The organism is Arthrobacter arabinosi (genome assembly GCF_054511115.1).
In genome coordinates this window covers 99,990-115,637 of sequence record NZ_JBTNDF010000002.1, presented here as the reverse complement: position 1 = coordinate 115,637, position 15,648 = coordinate 99,990, and the positions used below count along the sequence as shown (strand labels likewise).

General features: G+C 71.2%; 15 protein-coding genes. 12 read left to right on the top strand and 3 right to left on the bottom strand.

The window, feature by feature from the left end; all coding sequences use genetic code 11:
* Window positions 1-11 precede the first annotated feature (11 nt).
* From ACX80P_RS04780 to ACX80P_RS04750, 7 genes are all read left to right on the top strand, one after another.
* The gene (locus ACX80P_RS04780) at window positions 12-650 is read left to right on the top strand and encodes a MarR family transcriptional regulator (RefSeq protein WP_459276909.1); all 639 of its coding nucleotides are present in this window, start codon (window positions 12-14) and stop codon (window positions 648-650) included.
* A 52-nt stretch (window positions 651-702) separates the two neighbouring features.
* A complete protein-coding gene (locus tag ACX80P_RS04775; protein ID WP_459276908.1) occupies window positions 703-1,149 on the top strand; it encodes a hypothetical protein in 447 nt (148 codons plus the stop codon).
* Between the two features lie 10 nt (window positions 1,150-1,159).
* A complete protein-coding gene (locus ACX80P_RS04770) occupies window positions 1,160-1,450 on the top strand; it encodes a YciI family protein (RefSeq protein ID WP_459276907.1) in 291 nt (96 codons plus the stop codon).
* Between the two features lie 99 nt (window positions 1,451-1,549).
* Window positions 1,550-2,716, top strand: a complete 1,167-nt coding sequence (ispG, locus tag ACX80P_RS04765; protein ID WP_459277495.1) for a flavodoxin-dependent (E)-4-hydroxy-3-methylbut-2-enyl-diphosphate synthase — start codon at window positions 1,550-1,552, stop codon at window positions 2,714-2,716.
* Complete coding sequence (locus ACX80P_RS04760; protein ID WP_459276906.1) at window positions 2,670-3,572, top strand: GNAT family N-acetyltransferase; 903 nt, start codon at window positions 2,670-2,672, stop codon at window positions 3,570-3,572. Before ispG ends, ACX80P_RS04760 begins: the two co-directional genes overlap by 47 nt.
* A 131-nt stretch (window positions 3,573-3,703) precedes the next feature.
* The gene (locus ACX80P_RS04755; protein WP_459276905.1) at window positions 3,704-5,503 is read left to right on the top strand and encodes a proline--tRNA ligase; all 1,800 of its coding nucleotides are present in this window, start codon (window positions 3,704-3,706) and stop codon (window positions 5,501-5,503) included.
* Between the two features lie 2 nt (window positions 5,504-5,505).
* The gene (locus tag ACX80P_RS04750) at window positions 5,506-6,321 is read left to right on the top strand and encodes a sulfite exporter TauE/SafE family protein (protein ID WP_459276904.1); all 816 of its coding nucleotides are present in this window, start codon (window positions 5,506-5,508) and stop codon (window positions 6,319-6,321) included.
* Here the strand turns inward: ACX80P_RS04750 and ACX80P_RS04745 are convergent.
* Together ACX80P_RS04745 and ACX80P_RS04740 are read right to left on the bottom strand one after the other, a co-directional pair.
* Window positions 6,263-7,363, bottom strand: a complete 1,101-nt coding sequence (locus tag ACX80P_RS04745) for an aminoglycoside phosphotransferase family protein (protein ID WP_459276903.1) — start codon at window positions 7,361-7,363, stop codon at window positions 6,263-6,265. The two genes, ACX80P_RS04750 and ACX80P_RS04745, sit on opposite strands and share 59 nt — an antisense overlap.
* Window positions 7,356-8,558: a DUF4439 domain-containing protein gene (locus ACX80P_RS04740; protein ID WP_459276902.1), complete on the bottom strand. Its 1,203-nt coding sequence runs from the start codon at window positions 8,556-8,558 to the stop codon at window positions 7,356-7,358. The genes ACX80P_RS04745 and ACX80P_RS04740 overlap by 8 nt, the downstream gene beginning before the upstream one ends.
* A 105-nt stretch (window positions 8,559-8,663) precedes the next feature.
* Between ACX80P_RS04740 and rimP the strand changes: the two genes are divergently transcribed.
* The 5 genes from rimP (at window position 8,664) to rbfA (ending at window position 14,353) form a co-directional block, all read left to right on the top strand.
* Complete coding sequence (rimP, locus tag ACX80P_RS04735; RefSeq protein WP_459277494.1) at window positions 8,664-9,290, top strand: ribosome maturation factor RimP; 627 nt, start codon at window positions 8,664-8,666, stop codon at window positions 9,288-9,290.
* A gap of 10 nt (window positions 9,291-9,300) precedes the next feature.
* Complete coding sequence (gene nusA, locus ACX80P_RS04730) at window positions 9,301-10,287, top strand: transcription termination factor NusA (protein WP_459276901.1); 987 nt, start codon at window positions 9,301-9,303, stop codon at window positions 10,285-10,287.
* Between the two features lie 35 nt (window positions 10,288-10,322).
* Entirely contained in the window at window positions 10,323-10,703 is a 381-nt protein-coding gene (locus tag ACX80P_RS04725; RefSeq protein WP_459276900.1) for a YlxR family protein, read from the top strand.
* Window positions 10,704-10,827: 124 nt separating this feature from the next.
* Entirely contained in the window at window positions 10,828-13,806 is a 2,979-nt protein-coding gene (infB, locus tag ACX80P_RS04720; protein WP_459276899.1) for a translation initiation factor IF-2, read from the top strand.
* Between the two features lie 109 nt (window positions 13,807-13,915).
* Window positions 13,916-14,353 carry a 30S ribosome-binding factor RbfA gene (gene rbfA, locus ACX80P_RS04715; RefSeq protein WP_459276898.1) on the top strand — a complete coding sequence of 146 codons (438 nt, stop codon included), beginning with the start codon at window positions 13,916-13,918 and terminating at the stop codon, window positions 14,351-14,353.
* 78 nt (window positions 14,354-14,431) lie between these two features.
* On the opposite strand, the gene ACX80P_RS04710 is transcribed toward rbfA, so the two are convergent.
* Window positions 14,432-15,613 carry a pyridoxal phosphate-dependent aminotransferase gene (locus ACX80P_RS04710; protein ID WP_459276897.1) on the bottom strand — a complete coding sequence of 394 codons (1,182 nt, stop codon included), beginning with the start codon at window positions 15,611-15,613 and terminating at the stop codon, window positions 14,432-14,434.
* Between the last annotated feature and the right edge of the window lie 35 nt (window positions 15,614-15,648).

Here is a 15,648-nt window from a genome sequence, read left to right as displayed (position 1 = left end):
ACGGTTGAAAAATGTTCGTCCTCACGATCGACCAGGCTTCCAGTCGCACTTCTCCGGATCGCATCCCTGAACTGCTGGACCTCCTGCGCCCCGTCGGCGCCGTCCTGCCCTGGGAGCGGTCGGTGGGGGACGAGGCGCAGGGCGTCCTGGCCGATCCGACCGACGTCGTCGACGCCGTCCTGCTCTGCCTGCGCGCGGGCGGCTGGTACGTGGGGATCGGCGTCGGCGCAGTCGAGGAACCCTTCCCGCCCTCACCGCGGGAGGGCCGGGGATCGGCGTTCGTCGCCGCGCGCACAGCCGTGGACCGCGCCAAGAAGACCGGTGACCGCGCGCCGCTGGCCGTCGTGGGACCGGACGGGTACGCCGACGTCGCAGGAGAGGCCGAGGGGGTGCTCGCGCTGCTCGGCAGGCACGTCATGGGGCGCTCCGAGGCGGAGTGGCGCATCCTCGACCTCCTGCAGCCCGGCGAGCGCGGCACCCAGACAGCCGTCGCGCGGACCCTCGGCATCAGTCCGCAGGCCGTGAGCAAGGCAGCCGCGCGCGCGGCCTGGCACGAGGAGCATGCCGTCCGCAACGCCGCCGCACGACTCCTCGCCTGGACCGACCGGAGCCACCGAGCCCTGGCCCACCCCGGGGGTGGCGTGCTGTAGACATGACGGGAGACGGTGAGCGGCACGGTCGACGACGGTTCGGGAGGTATCGGTGGACGCACTGTGGATCGCGGTGGCCCTCGTCGCCGCGGGCGGGCTGGGCTCGCCCGTCACCATGCTGGTCTTGCGACTGGCGCGTTCGGTCGACACCGCCGAACGGCGCCGGGAAGTGCCCGAGCCCGCCGACCAGCCACAGCTCGAGCTCCCCGAGCCGCCGGCCCACCCACCCCAGGCTCCGGTCGATGCCCTGCCTCCCGGGGTGCTCCGCGGCGGGCTGGTCATCGGTGTGCTGGAACGCCTCGCGGTGACCGTCGCGATCCTCGGCGGCCAGCCCGTGGCCATCGCCTACGTCGTGGCGGTCAAGGCCCTCGGCCGCTACGCCGAGCTGAAGGAGACCCCCGCCGCGGCGGAGCGGTTCATCATCGGCACACTCTCCTCCCTCCTGTGGGCCGCCGGCGTGGCGACGATCGTCAAGGTCTACCTGCTGGGAGTCCCGTAGGGTGAAACCCATGAGCATCTTCGCCGTCGAGTACGTCTACAACCCTGATCACGACCACCTCCGTGACGAGCACCGCCCGGCGCACCGCCAGTGGCTGGAGGCGCTCGTCGGGGACGGCCGCGTCCTCGCCTCGGGCCCCTTCGCCGACGGGACGGGAGCACTCCTGCTGTTCACCTCCGCGACCGAGGCCGATCTCAACCAGCTGGTGAGCGAGGACCCGTTCGCGCGCGCCGGGGCGATCTCCGCCGTCAAGACCACCGCATGGAATCCCGTGATCGGAGCCTTCCGGGACCTTGTGTGACCTGTATCCCTGCAGGAGGACGCTGCCCCGGGTCGGGTGGATAATGAAACCACGTATGTCGTCACACGCGCGGCCAGGGCCGCCAGCATGGAGGAAGTTTTGACCTCGGTCAACCTAGGAATGCCAGCAGCACCGCCGCCCGTCCTCGCTCCCCGGCGCAAGACCCGCCAGATCAAGGTCGGCTCGGTGGGGGTCGGATCCGACTTCCCCATCAGCATCCAGTCGATGACCACGACGCCGACCACGGACATCAACGCGACGCTCCAGCAGATCGCCGAACTGACGGCCACCGGCTGCGACATCGTCCGCGTCGCCTGCCCGTCCGCGGATGACGCCGCGGCCCTGCCGATCATCGCGAAGAAGTCGCAGATCCCGGTCATCGCGGACATCCACTTCCAGCCGAAGTACGTGTTCGCCGCGATCGACGCCGGCTGCGCGGCGGTCCGGGTCAACCCGGGCAACATCCGCAAGTTCGACGACCAGGTCAAGCAGATCGCCGACGCCGCGAAGGCCGCCGGCACCTCGATCCGCATCGGCGTCAACGCCGGGTCGCTCGACCCGCGGCTCATGGAGAAGTACGGGAAGGCCACCCCCGAGGCGCTCGTCGAATCGGCCGTCTGGGAGGCGTCCCTGTTCGAGGAGCACGATTTCCACGACTTCAAGATCTCCGTCAAGCACAACGACCCCGTGATCATGGTGCGCGCCTACGAGCTCCTCGCCGAACGCGGCGACTGGCCCCTGCACCTCGGCGTGACCGAGGCGGGACCCGCGTTCCAGGGCACCATCAAGTCCGCCACCGCGTTCGGTGCGCTCCTGGCCAAGGGCATCGGCGATACCATCCGCGTCTCCCTCTCCGCCCCGCCGGTCGAGGAGATCAAGGTGGGCAACCAGATCCTGCAGTCCCTCAACCTGCGCCCCCGAAAGCTCGAGATCGTGTCCTGCCCCTCGTGCGGCAGGGCGCAGGTCGACGTCTACACGCTCGCCGAGGAGGTGACCGCCGGCCTCGAGGGTATGGAGGTCCCGCTGCGCGTGGCTGTCATGGGGTGTGTCGTCAACGGGCCGGGTGAAGCCCGCGAGGCCGATCTCGGTGTCGCGTCCGGTAACGGCAAGGGACAGATCTTCGTCCGGGGAGAGGTCATCAAGACCGTCCCCGAGGACCAGATCGTGGAGACACTGATCGAGGAAGCCATGCGGCTCGCGGAGGAGATGGGGGAGGCTGATGGCGAAACTGCTGGCCAGGGTGGCCCCATGGTTACCGTCAGCTAGGCCCGAGCCCGACCCGGAGGGGCCGTGGTCCTTCCGGGTGCTCGGCGCCGATGACACCCCCGATCTGTGGGCCCTCGTCAACGAGGACCCCGTGGCCAACGTGTTCGTCGCCTCGCACCTCGAGGTCACCGGGAGCGCCGCGCCGTCGTTCGCCGGGGGCGAGATGATCGGGATGTTCCGCCACCACGAGCTCCGCGCCGCCTGCTGGGCGGGCGTCAACCTCGTCCCCGTCGGCGTGACGGACGAGACCGGCGCCATCTTCGGCGACCACCTCGGCCGCTCCGGGCGCTCCTTCTCCTCGATCTTCGGCCTGTCCGAGGGGGTGATGGATCTGTGGTCCACCCTCGAGGACTACAGCGCGGAGCCGTTCGACGTCCGGCCCACGCAGCCCCTCATGGCCATCGACACGGACCCCCTGATCGCCCCCGCGCCCGACCTGCGCTTCACGCGTCCCGACGAGCTCGACCGCCTGCTGCCCGCGTGCGCCGCCATGTTCGAGGAGGAAGTGGGCTACTCGCCGTTCCTCGGCGGCTCCGACCACTACCGCCGGCGCGTCGCCTCCCTGATCAGCCGCAGGCACTCGCTCGCGGCATTCGACGACGACGGCGCGGTCGTCTTCAAGGCCGAACTCGGTACGGTGTCGTCGCAGGCCGTCCAGGTGCAGGGGGTCTGGGTGAATCCCGACCACCGCGGCAGGGGGCTCAGCGCCGCCTACATGGCCGGCGTCGTCGTCGCCGCCCGCTCCCTCGCGCCCACCGTGAGCCTCTACGTGAACTCCTACAACGCGCGCGCCATCGCGGCGTACAAGCGCGTGGGCTTCGAGCAGGTGGACACCTTCGCGACGATCCTCTTCTGAGGCGGTCTCGGTGACGGCGGCGGGGCCCGGCGACCGGCTAGATTGGTACCTGTTGTCTCCCGCCGGACGGCGGGGGAGTGAATGGCAGTGCTCGATCCAGCAGTGCTCGATACATACGAACGGACACCCGCGTGGTCTTACGACTCTCGACCCTTTTCCTGCGCACCCTGCGTGACGATCCAGCCGACGCCGAGGTCGCGAGCCACCGCCTCCTGGTGCGGGCCGGCTACATCCGGCGTGCGGCTCCCGGCATCTACAGCTGGCTGCCGCTGGGACTGAAGGTCCTCGCGCGGGTCGAGGGCATCGTCCGCGAGGAGATGGAGGCCATCGGTGCGCAGGAGGTCCACTTCCCGGCGCTGCTGCCGAAGGAGCCCTACGAGGCCACGAACCGCTGGAGCGAGTACGGCGACGGCATCTTCCGGCTCCAGGACCGCAAGGGCGCGGACTACCTCCTGGCCCCCACGCACGAGGAGATGTTCACGCTGCTCGTGAAGGACCTGTACAGCTCGTACAAGGATCTCCCGCTCAGCCTGTTCCAGATCCAGACCAAGTACCGCGACGAGGCACGCCCGCGTGCCGGGCTCCTCCGGGGCCGCGAGTTCATCATGAAGGACTCCTACTCCTTCGACATCGACGACGACGGCCTCGAGGCCAGCTACCAGCTCCACCGCGGTGCCTACCTGCGGATCTTCGAGCGTCTCGGCCTCGAGGTCATCCCCGTGACGGCGACCGCCGGAGCGATGGGCGGCTCCAGGAGCGAGGAGTTCCTGCACCCCACACCCATCGGCGAGGACACCTTCGTCCGCTCGGCGGGCGGCTATACCGCTAACGTCGAGGCCGTCACCACCGTGGTGCCCGACGCCGTCGACTTCTCCGGCGCCCCGGCCGCCGAGGTGCGGGACACCCCTGACACGCCGACCATCGACACCCTCGTGGATCACGCGAACGCCGCGGTGGCGCGCGTGGACCGTCCGTGGACCGCCGCGGACACGCTGAAGAACGTCGTGCTCGCCGCCGTGCTGCCCACCGGGGAACGCGAGATCGTCGTCGTCGGTGTGCCCGGCGACCGCACGGTGGACCTCAAGCGCATCGAGGCGAACATCGCCGGCCACCTGGAGACGGGCGGGGAGGTGGCCGTCGAGGCCGCCACCGAGGACGACCTCAGGAAGCACCCGGGCCTCGTGAAGGGCTACATCGGCCCGGGCCTCACCGCTGACGCCGCCGTCCTCGGCGCCGAGTCCGGCACGGGCCTCCGGTACCTCGTGGACCCCCGCGTCGTCAGCGGCACCTCGTGGATCACGGGCGCCAACGAGCACGGCAAGCACGTCTTCGGCCTGATCGCAGGCCGCGACTTCACCTGGGACGGCGTCGTCGAGGCCGTCGAGGTACGCGAGGGCGACGAGGCGCCTGACGGCTCCGGACCGCTGGTCGCCGCACGTGGCATCGAGATGGGCCACATCTTCCAGCTCGGGCGGAAGTACGCCGAGGCGCTGGGCCTGAAGGTCCTCGACCACAACGGCAAGCTCGCCACGGTGACCATGGGCTCCTACGGCGTCGGCGTGACACGCGCCATCGCAGCCCTCGCAGAGTCCAACCACGACGACCGCGGCATCGTCTGGCCGCGCAACGTCGCGCCCGCCGACGTGCACATCGTCGCCACCGGCAAGGGGGCCGAGGTGTTCGAAGCCGCCGAGAAGCTCGCGGCCGAGCTCGAGTCCTCCGGCCTGACCGTGCTGTACGACGACCGCCCCAAGGTCTCCCCGGGCGTGAAGTTCGGCGACGCCGAGCTCATCGGAGTGCCCACCATCGTCGTCGTCGGGCGCGGACTCGCGGACGGCGTGCTCGAGGTCAAGGACCGCCGCACGGGCGAGGCGCAGAACGTGGCCGTGGACGAGGCCGTCGCGCTGCTGCGCGAACTCACCGCCCACTGATCTTGGGGGGTTCGGGACTCGAGGAGCTGCAGCTCGCCACGATCCTGCTCGTGGTCGTCGCCGGGTTCGCGGCGGGCTGGGTGGACGCCGTCGTGGGGGGTGGCGGCCTGCTGCAGCTGCCGGCGCTGCTCCTCGTGCCCGGCATCGCGCCCGTGGAGGCCCTGGCCACCAACAAGATGGGGTCCGTCTTCGGGACGACGACGAGCGCCGTCACCTACTACCGGCGCGCCCACCCGGACCTGCGGACGGCGCTGCCCATGGCGGGCGTCGCCCTCGTCGGCAGTTTCGGCGGGGCCGTGCTGGCATCGTCGCTGCCGTCGTCGGTGTTCAAACCGATCATCGTGGTGGCGCTCATCGGCGTCGCGGTGTTCACGGCCCTGAAGCCCTCCGTCGGGACGCTCACGAAACTGCGGCACCAGGGCGCCCGCCATTACGCGACGGCCTGCGCGATCGGGCTCGTCATCGGGTTCTACGACGGGCTGATCGGCCCCGGCACCGGGTCCTTCCTGATCATCGCCATGGTCACGCTGCTCGGCTACAACTTCCTCGGGGCCAGCGCCAAGGCCAAGATCGTGAACATGGCGACCAACGTCGGAGCCCTGATGTTCTTCCTTCCCAATGGTTCCCTCCTGTGGGGCCTGGGGCTCCTGCTCGGCGTCGCGAACATGGCCGGCGGCTACACCGGATCCCGCATGGCCATCAGCCAGGGCAGCCGGTTCATCAGGATCGTGTTCCTCCTCGTCGTCGGCGCGCTGATCGTCAAGCTCGGCTACGACGTGTGGGTCGAGAACGTCCGTCCGCTGGTGGCAGGAGGCTGACCGGAGGCAGGCCGTCCAACGTCCGTCCCAGGACCGAGCTCGCCACCCAGAGTGACCGCTGCGCGTCCCCGGTGAGGCCGTGGGCCAGGGAGGCCAGCGCGTTGCGGACCTCCCGGACGACGGTCCACCCCCGCGCCAGTTCCTCGTCGAGGCCCGCGGCCGCCGCGAGCGCCCGGCCGTGTGTCTGCAGGTGGCCCACGGGGTCGGCGGCATCGAGGTCCCCGAGCCTGTTCCACAGCATGGGTGCTACCGCGTATTCCGCGTCGCCCAGCACGGGCTTGGGATCGATCGCGAGGAAGTCTCCGAGCGTCTCCGGGGAGGACGGCAGGAGGTTGTCGTAGTGCAGGTCCGCGTGCACGAGGACGTCGCGCTCGGACCGCCGGCCGAGGACACCGCGGAACTGGCACACCTCCAGGGCGGCTTCCATGAGCCAGCGGGGGAACGGTTCGCGGAGGTCGTCCCACTGCGCCGGGAGCGTGTCCGTCCACTGCTCGGCCTCCGACGCCAGGTGGGGGAACGCCGCCCACCGGGCGCTGTCGTCCGCCGGGAGGCACAGTCGCCGCAGCACCGAGCCCCACGGTGCAGGGGTCTCGTCGAGGGGCACGTCCTGCAGCGAGTGGTCCCCGTCGAGACGCTGCAGCAGCAGCGCGTAGTCGGGGCGCGACGACGCCATCAGGCGGACCGCCCCCACGCCGTCCCACAGCGCCAGGGCGTCGGGCTCGGGCAGGGCCTCGTCGTGGGGGATGCCCAGTTTCAGGACGGCGTCGGCGGCTCCGCCCGCGCTGTCCTGACGGCGGCGCACCACCGGCACGACGACGGCGCACCGGCCCGCCCACGCGGGCTGCCCCGGGCGGAGATCGAGGTCGAGGTCCCACGCCTCGAGCCGTTCCGCGAGGATGCCCTGCCACTCCCGCACCCACCGGGCCCCGCCGTCGATCCTCCGCGCGGACCGGACCAGGGCCGGCGGGAGCTCCGGGAGAGCCGCGAGCCGTCCGGAGGCCGAGTGCCGCCCGCTCGCACCGGCACCGGATCCGCTAACCACCGGGCTGCTCCGGCGGCGCATCGGTCGAGGCGGGCGCGGGTGTCGCCGCCGGCGCGCTGCCGGCCAGTCCGGGCAGGGCGTCCAGGGGCGTGCCGGCGTCGACGCTGCGCTGGGCGGCGGCGCTGAAGGACGTGATGGCCCAGGCCCGGGACCCAGGACCGACCGTCGCGATGAGTCCGGCGTACAGCTCGGCATGGTCCTGTTCGATCGAGCGCATGGCGGTGAGGGGATCGGCGCGGAAGTCGGGCCCGAGCGCGTAGCCGGCCGGCGCGGGAGCCGCGGGCACGCACAGGGCGGCGAGGCGAGCGGTCGCAGCATCCGCCGCCGCCCGGTGGGTGGCCGCGAGGCCCAGGGCGCGCGCAGGCTCCGGGAGCAGCGCCGCCGCGACCTCGTACGCGTACCGGGCCTGGTCCTCGGCGGTCCTCGCCTCGAGGAGGGCGCGGCGGTCCGCATCGGGGCGGAGCGGCGTCCCGGCGCACTCGGCAGGTGGGGTGGGGGAGGCGGCAGCGGGGGAGGCCGGCCCTGCGACCGCCGCGAAGGGGCCGGTTCCGGCGGCGAGGTCGGCGGCCGACAGCGCGTCAGGGGCGGGCAGCCCCGGATCCATGCCCAGGGCGTGGCCGAGCTGGAGGGCGTGCCGCCACTGGTTCACGCCGGACGCCGCCAGGACACGGCCCGGCCCAGGCTCCGCGCCGGCGGCGTCCCGGAGGCTTCGCAGCGCGCTGTCGCGCAGCAGAGCCAGCAGGGCCGGCGCGTCCGCCGTCGGGCCGTCCGCCGTCGTGCCGCCCGGGGTGGGGCCGCCGGGAGTGGGGTCGGTTGTCGCCGCATCGGCAGCGCCGCCCTCCGGCCCTGGGGAGCGCGGCAGGGCGACGGCGTCGGCCTGCACGTCGAGGTCGGCGGCGGCGGCGGCCAGTTCCGCTGCCGCCTCCGGGGCCAGTGCCGGGTCGGCCGCCGTGCTCCGCGCCTGGTCCGCCGCGGCGCGGTAGCGCTGCTCGGCGTCGAGCTGGGCCTGCTCGGTGGCGGAGAACGCGCGCTCCCGGGGCTCGGGGGACCGGACACCCAGACCCACGCCGACCACGAGGAGCATCACGGCGAAGAGCGCGACGAGGCCCGCGGCCCGTCGCGCCAGGCGTCCGGCGGGGGACCCGCTGCGCGCCGCACCGGCCTGCCGTCCGTCCGTCCCCGCCCGCTTCGTCACAGTTCCCGATGATGTCACGGGATGCCCCGTTCCACCCGGCGATACAGCCGGTGCCGCGGAATGTCGGTACTCTTGGAGCACAACATCATCGAGTGGGAGGCAGTCATGACGGTCCGGTCAGGGAACGAAAATCACGCCTCGACCCGCAAGTCGGCCTCAGAGGTCGAGCTGCAGGCCGAAGCGCAGCGCCTGCGGACCGAACTGAAGCCGGTGGTCGACCAGCACAACCTCTATCTGGAGGATGTCGAGGTCAAGGTCGCAGGGTCCCACCGCACCGTGCACGTCGTCGTCGACCTGCCCGAAGACGCCACGGGAAGCGTCGGCTTCGACCTGATCTCCGCGGTCTCCACGGACCTCTCCACCGCGATGGACGGCCTGGAGGACGACGACCGTCCCTACAGCCTCGAGGTCTCCTCGCCCGGGGTCTCCCGCCCGCTCACCGAACCGCGGCACTGGCGCCGCAACATCGGGCGCATGGTCGAGGTGAAGCCCGTCACCGGCGACACCATCCTCGGCCGCCTGCAGGAAGCCACGGACACCGGGATCCGGCTGATCCCGCAGTTGCCGGTCAAGAAGGGCATGAAGCCCAAGCAGGGCGATCCGCTCGCCCTCGAGTTTTCCAGGATCCGCAAGGGGACCGTCCAGGTCGAATTCGCGCATCTTGAGGATGAACACCACGATGACAGCGATGGGGCCGATCCGGACATCTCCGGCGCCGTGCACCACGCGTAAGGAGAACCCCATGGACATTGATATGAGCGCACTGAGGCTCCTCGAGCACGAGCGCGAGATCCCCCTCGACAAGCTGGTCCCCACGATCGAGCAGGCGCTGCTCATCGCCTACCACCGGTCGCCCGGCTCCCACGAGACGGCCCGCGCCGAGCTCGACCGCCGCACCGGGCACGTCACCATCTGGGCCACCGAGAAGGACGAGGACGGCGCGCCCGTCGGCGAGTTCGACGACACCCCCACCGGTTTCGGGCGGATCGCCGCGAGCACGGCACGCCAGGTCATCCTCCAGCGCCTGCGGGACGCCGAGGACGACAACATCCTCGGCGAGTTCCGCGGCAAGGAGGGCGAACTCGTCGCGGGCATGATCCAGCAGGGCACCAACCCGCACATGATCCAGGTCAACCTCGGCTCGGTGGAGGCCGTCCTGCCACCGCCCGAGCAGGTGCCGGGGGAGAAGTACCTGCACGGCACCCGGCTGCGCGCGTTCGTCGTCGACGTGCACCGCGGGATGAAGGGCCCCTCCATCACGCTCTCCCGCTCGCACCCCGGCCTCGTGCGCAAGCTCTTCGAGCTGGAGGTGCCCGAGATCGCCGACAGGACGGTCGAGATCGTCGCCCTCGCCCGCGAAGCCGGGCACCGCACCAAGATCGCCGTGAAGGCGAACGTCCAGGGCGTGAACGCCAAGGGAGCCTGCATCGGCGAGATGGGCAGCCGCGTCCGCGCGGTCATGAACGAGCTCAACGACGAGAAGATCGACATCGTCGACTACAACGACGACGCCGCCGCGTTCATCGCCAGCTCCCTCTCGCCGTCGCGCGTGACGTCCGTGACCATCACGGACGAGGCCACCCGGTCAGCGCGCGTCGTCGTCCCCGACTACCAGCTGTCCCTCGCGATCGGCAAGGAAGGCCAGAACGCGCGCCTCGCCGCGAAGCTCACGGGCTGGCGGATCGACATCGTGTCCGACGCGGCCCAGGCCTCCGCGGCCAAGGCCTAGGCCGCCGGTCGGGAGGCAGTACCGGAAGGGGTAGAATGGGAGGGACTGATGTCGAGTCGCGCCCGGCCGAGGCCTATCCGATACGCACCTGCGTAGGATGCCGCCGGCGGGACCGCCAGTCACACGTGATGCGGGTTGTTGCACGACCGATCGACGGGCAGGTCATCGCCGTCGTCGATGAGCGGCGCCGGCTATCCGGACGGGGTGCTTGGCTGCACCCCGACCCGGCATGCATGGAAACAGCCGTCAAGCGGAAAGCCTTCAACAGGGCCTTCCGCGGCCCGGTGGACACTGCGCAGTTGGCAGCGTCCTTCCACGCACACCTGGAGCGTCGAGATGAGCGCTCCGACACACCACCGTCCTCCCTGAAAGCGGGTCAGTACCCTCATGGAAACCCGATGAGCACCCAGCGATGAGTGCGCGACGATGACCAATCCGTTGCGCTCTGCATTCGATCTGCCGGCCGCGCTTGCGACCGGGATCAGCAGTAGGAAATAGACGGTTCGTGCCTGACTCGGTGCGGACCGAGACAGGAGAAATGTGGCCAAGGTCCGCGTACACGAGCTCGCGAAAGAGCTCGGTATAACCTCGAAAGACGCAGTTGCGAAACTGCAGGAACTGGGCGAATTCGTTCGTTCAGCCTCTTCCACCATTGAAGCCCCCGTCGTGAAGAAGCTTCGCGGCGCCTTCCCGGACGCCGCGCCCAAGGCAGCCGCCGCACCGACGCGCCCCTCGGCGCCGTCTCCGGGCCCGAAGCCGGGCGCCGCGCAGGCAGCTCCGGAGGCAGCGGCAGCTCCGGAGGCACCGGCAGCTCCGGCAGCTCCGGCGCCGGCTGCCCCCGCCGCGGAGGCAGCACCAGCCCCGGCCGCTCCCGTCGCCCCGCAGGCGTCGCCGTTCTCCAACGGTTCCGTCCCCGCTCCGGCCGCCCCGGCACCGGCTGCGGAGCAGACCCCCGCGCCCGCGGCACAGGACACCCCCGCGCAGCAGACCGCGCAGGGCGAGGGCTCCGGGGAGGGAACCCGCCCCGCGCCCCGTCCTGCCACCCCGCCCGCTGCACCATCGGCAGGGACGACGCGCCCCACGAGCGCCCGTCCCGGTGGCACGCCGCGCCCCGGCAACAACCCGTTCGCGCCGTCGCAGGGCATGGGCTCGCGCCGCGGCGAGACCGATCGCGGAGTCGAGCGCGGAGCGGACCGTCCCCCTCGTCCCGGCAACAACCCGTTCGCCCCGTCGCAGGGCATGCCCCGCCCCGGTCGTCGCGACGACGCCCCGCAGCGTCCTGCTGCCGGTGCCGGTGGACCCCGTCCCGCAGCCGGTGCGGGCGGACCCCGCCCCGCAGCCGGTGCCGGCGGACCCCGTCCCGGCGCACCGCGTCCGGGCGCACCCCGCCCCGCAGGAGCCCCGGGCTCGCGCCCCACGCCCGGCATGATGCCGAACCGCACCGAACGTCCCGCTGCCCCCGGCCGCGGAGCACCCGGCGCGGCAGGTGCCGGACCGCGTCGCGGACCCGGCGGAGCACCGAACAGCCCCAGCGGGGCGCCCGCCGGTGGCGGCTTCGGAAAGGGCGGCCGCGGACGCGGCGGCACCGCCGGCGCCTTCGGCAAGGGTGGAGCAGGCCGCGGCAAGCAGCGCAAGTCGAAGCGTGCGAAGCGGCAGGAACTGGAGCAGATGTCGGCTCCTTCGCTGGGCGGCGTGAGCGTACCCCGCGGAGACGGCACCACCATCGTCCGCCTGCGCCGCGGTTCGTCCATCACCGACTTCGCCGACAAGATCGAGGCGAACCCCGCCGCGCTGGTCACCGTGCTGTTCCACCTCGGTGAGATGGCCACGGCGACGCAGTCCCTCGACGAGGACACCTTCCAGGTCCTCGGCACCGAGCTCGGCTACCTGATCCAGGTCGTCTCGCCCGAGGACGAGGAGCGCGAACTCCTCAGCAGCTTCGACATCGACTTCGATGCCGAACTGGAAGCCGAGGGCGACGAGCAGCTCGAGGCACGCCCGCCCGTCGTCACGGTCATGGGTCACGTCGACCACGGTAAGACCCGACTGCTCGACGCCGTCCGGAACACCAAGGTCGTCGAGGGCGAGCACGGTGGCATCACCCAGCACATCGGTGCCTACCAGATCCAGCACCTCCACGAGGACGCAACCCGCGCCATCACCTTCATCGACACCCCGGGCCACGAGGCGTTCACCGCCATGCGTGCCCGTGGTGCGAAGGTCACGGACATCGCGGTGCTCGTCGTCGCGGCCGATGACGGCGTCATGCCGCAGACCGTCGAGGCGCTGAACCACGCGCAGGCGGCCAACGTGCCGATCGTCGTGGCCGTCAACAAGATGGACAAGGAAGGCGCGAACCCGGACAAGGTCAAGGGCCAGCTCACCGAGTACGGACTCGTACCCGAGGAGTACGGCGGCGACACGATGTTCGTGCACGTCTCCGCGCTGCAGGGAATGGGCATCGACGAACTCCTCGAGGCCGTCCTGCTCACCGCCGACGCCGCGCTGGACATGCGGGCCAACCCGAACAAGGACGCCCGCGGTATCGCGATCGAGGCGAACCTGGACAAGGGCCGCGGAGCGGTCGCCACCGTCCTCGTCCAGTCCGGAACGCTGCACGTCGGCGACACCATCGTCGCCGGTACGGCCCACGGCCGTGTGCGGGCGATGTTCGACGAGAACGGCGACGTCGTCACGACGGCGGGACCGTCGCGTCCGGTCCAGGTCCTGGGCCTGTCCAACGTCCCCCGTGCCGGTGACACGTTCTTCGTCACCGACGACGAGCGCACCGGCCGCCAGATCGCCGAGAAGCGTGAAGCGGCGGACCGCAACGCGGCCCTCGCGAAGCGCCGCAAGCGCATCAGCCTCGAGGACTTCGACCAGGCCGTCGCCGAGGGCAAGGTCGACACCCTCAACCTCATCCTCAAGGGTGACGTGTCGGGTGCCGTCGAGGCCCTGGAGGACTCGCTGCTCAAGATCGACGTCGGAGAGGGCGTGCAGCTGCGCGTCATCCACCGTGGCGTCGGCGCCATCACGCAGAACGACGTCAACCTGGCCACGGTCGACAACGCGATCATCATCGGCTTCAACGTGAAGCCGGCGGAGCGCGTGGCGGACCTCGCCGAGCGTGAAGGCGTGGACATGCGCTTCTACTCGGTCATCTACGCCGCGATCGACGACATCGAGCTGGCCCTCAAGGGCATGCTCAAGCCGGAGTACGAGGAGGTGCAGCTCGGTACCGCAGAGGTCCGCGAGGTGTTCCGCTCCTCAAAGTTCGGCAACATCGCCGGTTCGATCGTCCGTTCGGGCATCATCCGACGCAACACGAGGGCCCGCGTCCTGCGCGACGGCAAGGTCATCGGGGACAACCTCTCCGTGGACTCGCTCAAGCGCTTCAAGGACGACGCCACCGAGGTCCGCACCGACTTCGAGTGCGGTATCGGCCTCGGTTCGTTCAACGATGTCAAGGAAGGCGACACCATCGAGACCTTCGAGATGCGGGAGAAGCCCCGCGCCTAGCAGGTAGGACAGGACGGGCGCCCCGGGTCTCCGGGGCGCCCGACCTGTCGGACCGCCGGGACCCCTCACGGAGTCCCTCACCAGACCAGCTTCAGTAGGAGTAACAGCAATGGCAGATCCGGCCCGCGCCGCGCGGCTCGCGCAGCGCATCAAAGTCATCGTCGCCGAGGCACTGCGGCGCCGCGTGAAGGACCCCCGGCTGGAAGCCGTGACCATCACGGACGCCCGTGTCACGAACGACCTCCAGCACGCCACCCTGTACTACACCGTGCTCGGGGACGCCGAAGAGCAGCAGGCCACCCGGATGGCGCTCGAGTCCGCCCGCGGCGTGCTGCGGTCGGAGGTCGGCAAGAACATCACCGCACGCCTCACCCCGACCCTCGAGTTCGTCCCCGACGAGGTGCCGGTCAACGCCAGCCACCTCGAGGAACTCCTGCAGAAGGCGCGCGAGCGCGACGCCGAGGTGGCCGCGATCGCCCAAGGCGCGGACTTCGCCGGCGACGCGGACCCGTACCGCACCTCCGAGGACGACGAAGCGGCGCGCTAGCCGCTGACCCGTCCGGACCACCTGCGGAAGGCAGCCGACCCCGCGGGGTCGGCTGCCTTCCGCATCCTCAGGAGTGGGTCAGGCCTGCCGGGCAGGGGAGGGGAGCCTGGACAGTCCTTCGACGAGATCCTCGGTCCGGCCGCAGAGGGCGATCCTCACCCATCCCTCACCGCGGGCCCCGAAGGCCGTTCCCGGCGCGAACGCGACCCCCCGCTCCGCGAGGAACGAGCGGGTCCAGGTGCGGACGTCGCCGGCGGTCGCGTGGGACAGATCCGCCCACAGGTAGAAGGCCCCGCGGGCGTCGAGGTAACCGATCCCCAGCCGGTCGAGGACGGCGGTCGCCGCGTCGCGGTTCGCCCGGTAGTGCTGCAGCGCCGTGGCCACGTAGTCCTGGGGTCCGGTCAGGGCGGCGACGGCGGCGTACTGCGACGACGCCGAGACGCAGGACACCGTGGCCTCCATGATGTTGCTGAGCAGCGGCTCCATGCCAGGCGGCGTGACGAGCGCCCCGATCCGCTGGCCCGTCAGGCCGTACGTCTTGGACAGCGTGAGCGACGTGATGACGCGAGCCTCCCGGGCCTCCGGCACCGCCTCGGGACCACCGGCATCGAACCGTGCAGGGCTGACGTGGGGGACGTCGTAGGTGAAGGCCTCGTAGCATTCGTCGGAGATCACCCACAGATCCTGCTCGTGAGCGAACCGCACGAGGTCCCGCGTGAGCCCGTGATCGAACACCGAGCCGAGCGGGTTCGACGGCGAGTTGAGCATGAGCACCCTCGTCCGGTCGGTGACCAGCCCCCGCAGGTCCTCGATCCTCGGCTGGAAACCATGTTCGGGTACCAGGGGGTAGGGCACCGGGACGCCGCCGAGCAGGCCCACGGTCATCGCGAAGGTCGGGTAGCCCGGATCGGGGATGAGGACCTCGTCACCCGCCCCGATGAGGGTGCTGAGCGCCAGGTGGAGTCCCTGCTGCGCGCCGGCGACGACGAAGACGCGCGAGGGATCGTCGTCGACCCCGGAGAGGCGCGCGAACCGTCCCGCGAAGGCGGCCCGGGCCGGGGCGATGCCGGCGTTCGGCGTGTAGTTGGTGTCGTCCCGGTCCAGCGCGGCCATGCCCGCCTCGAGCACGTGCCGTGCCACCGGGAAGGCCGGCTCGCCGATGCTGAGCACGATGGCGTCGGGCGTCGCCCACGCCGCCTGCGTGATCTCGCGGATCTGGTTGACCGGGACGTTCACGACATGGGCTGGGGCGGAGGGCATACGGAGGATGCTATCGCGCACGGTGCGCCCCGACG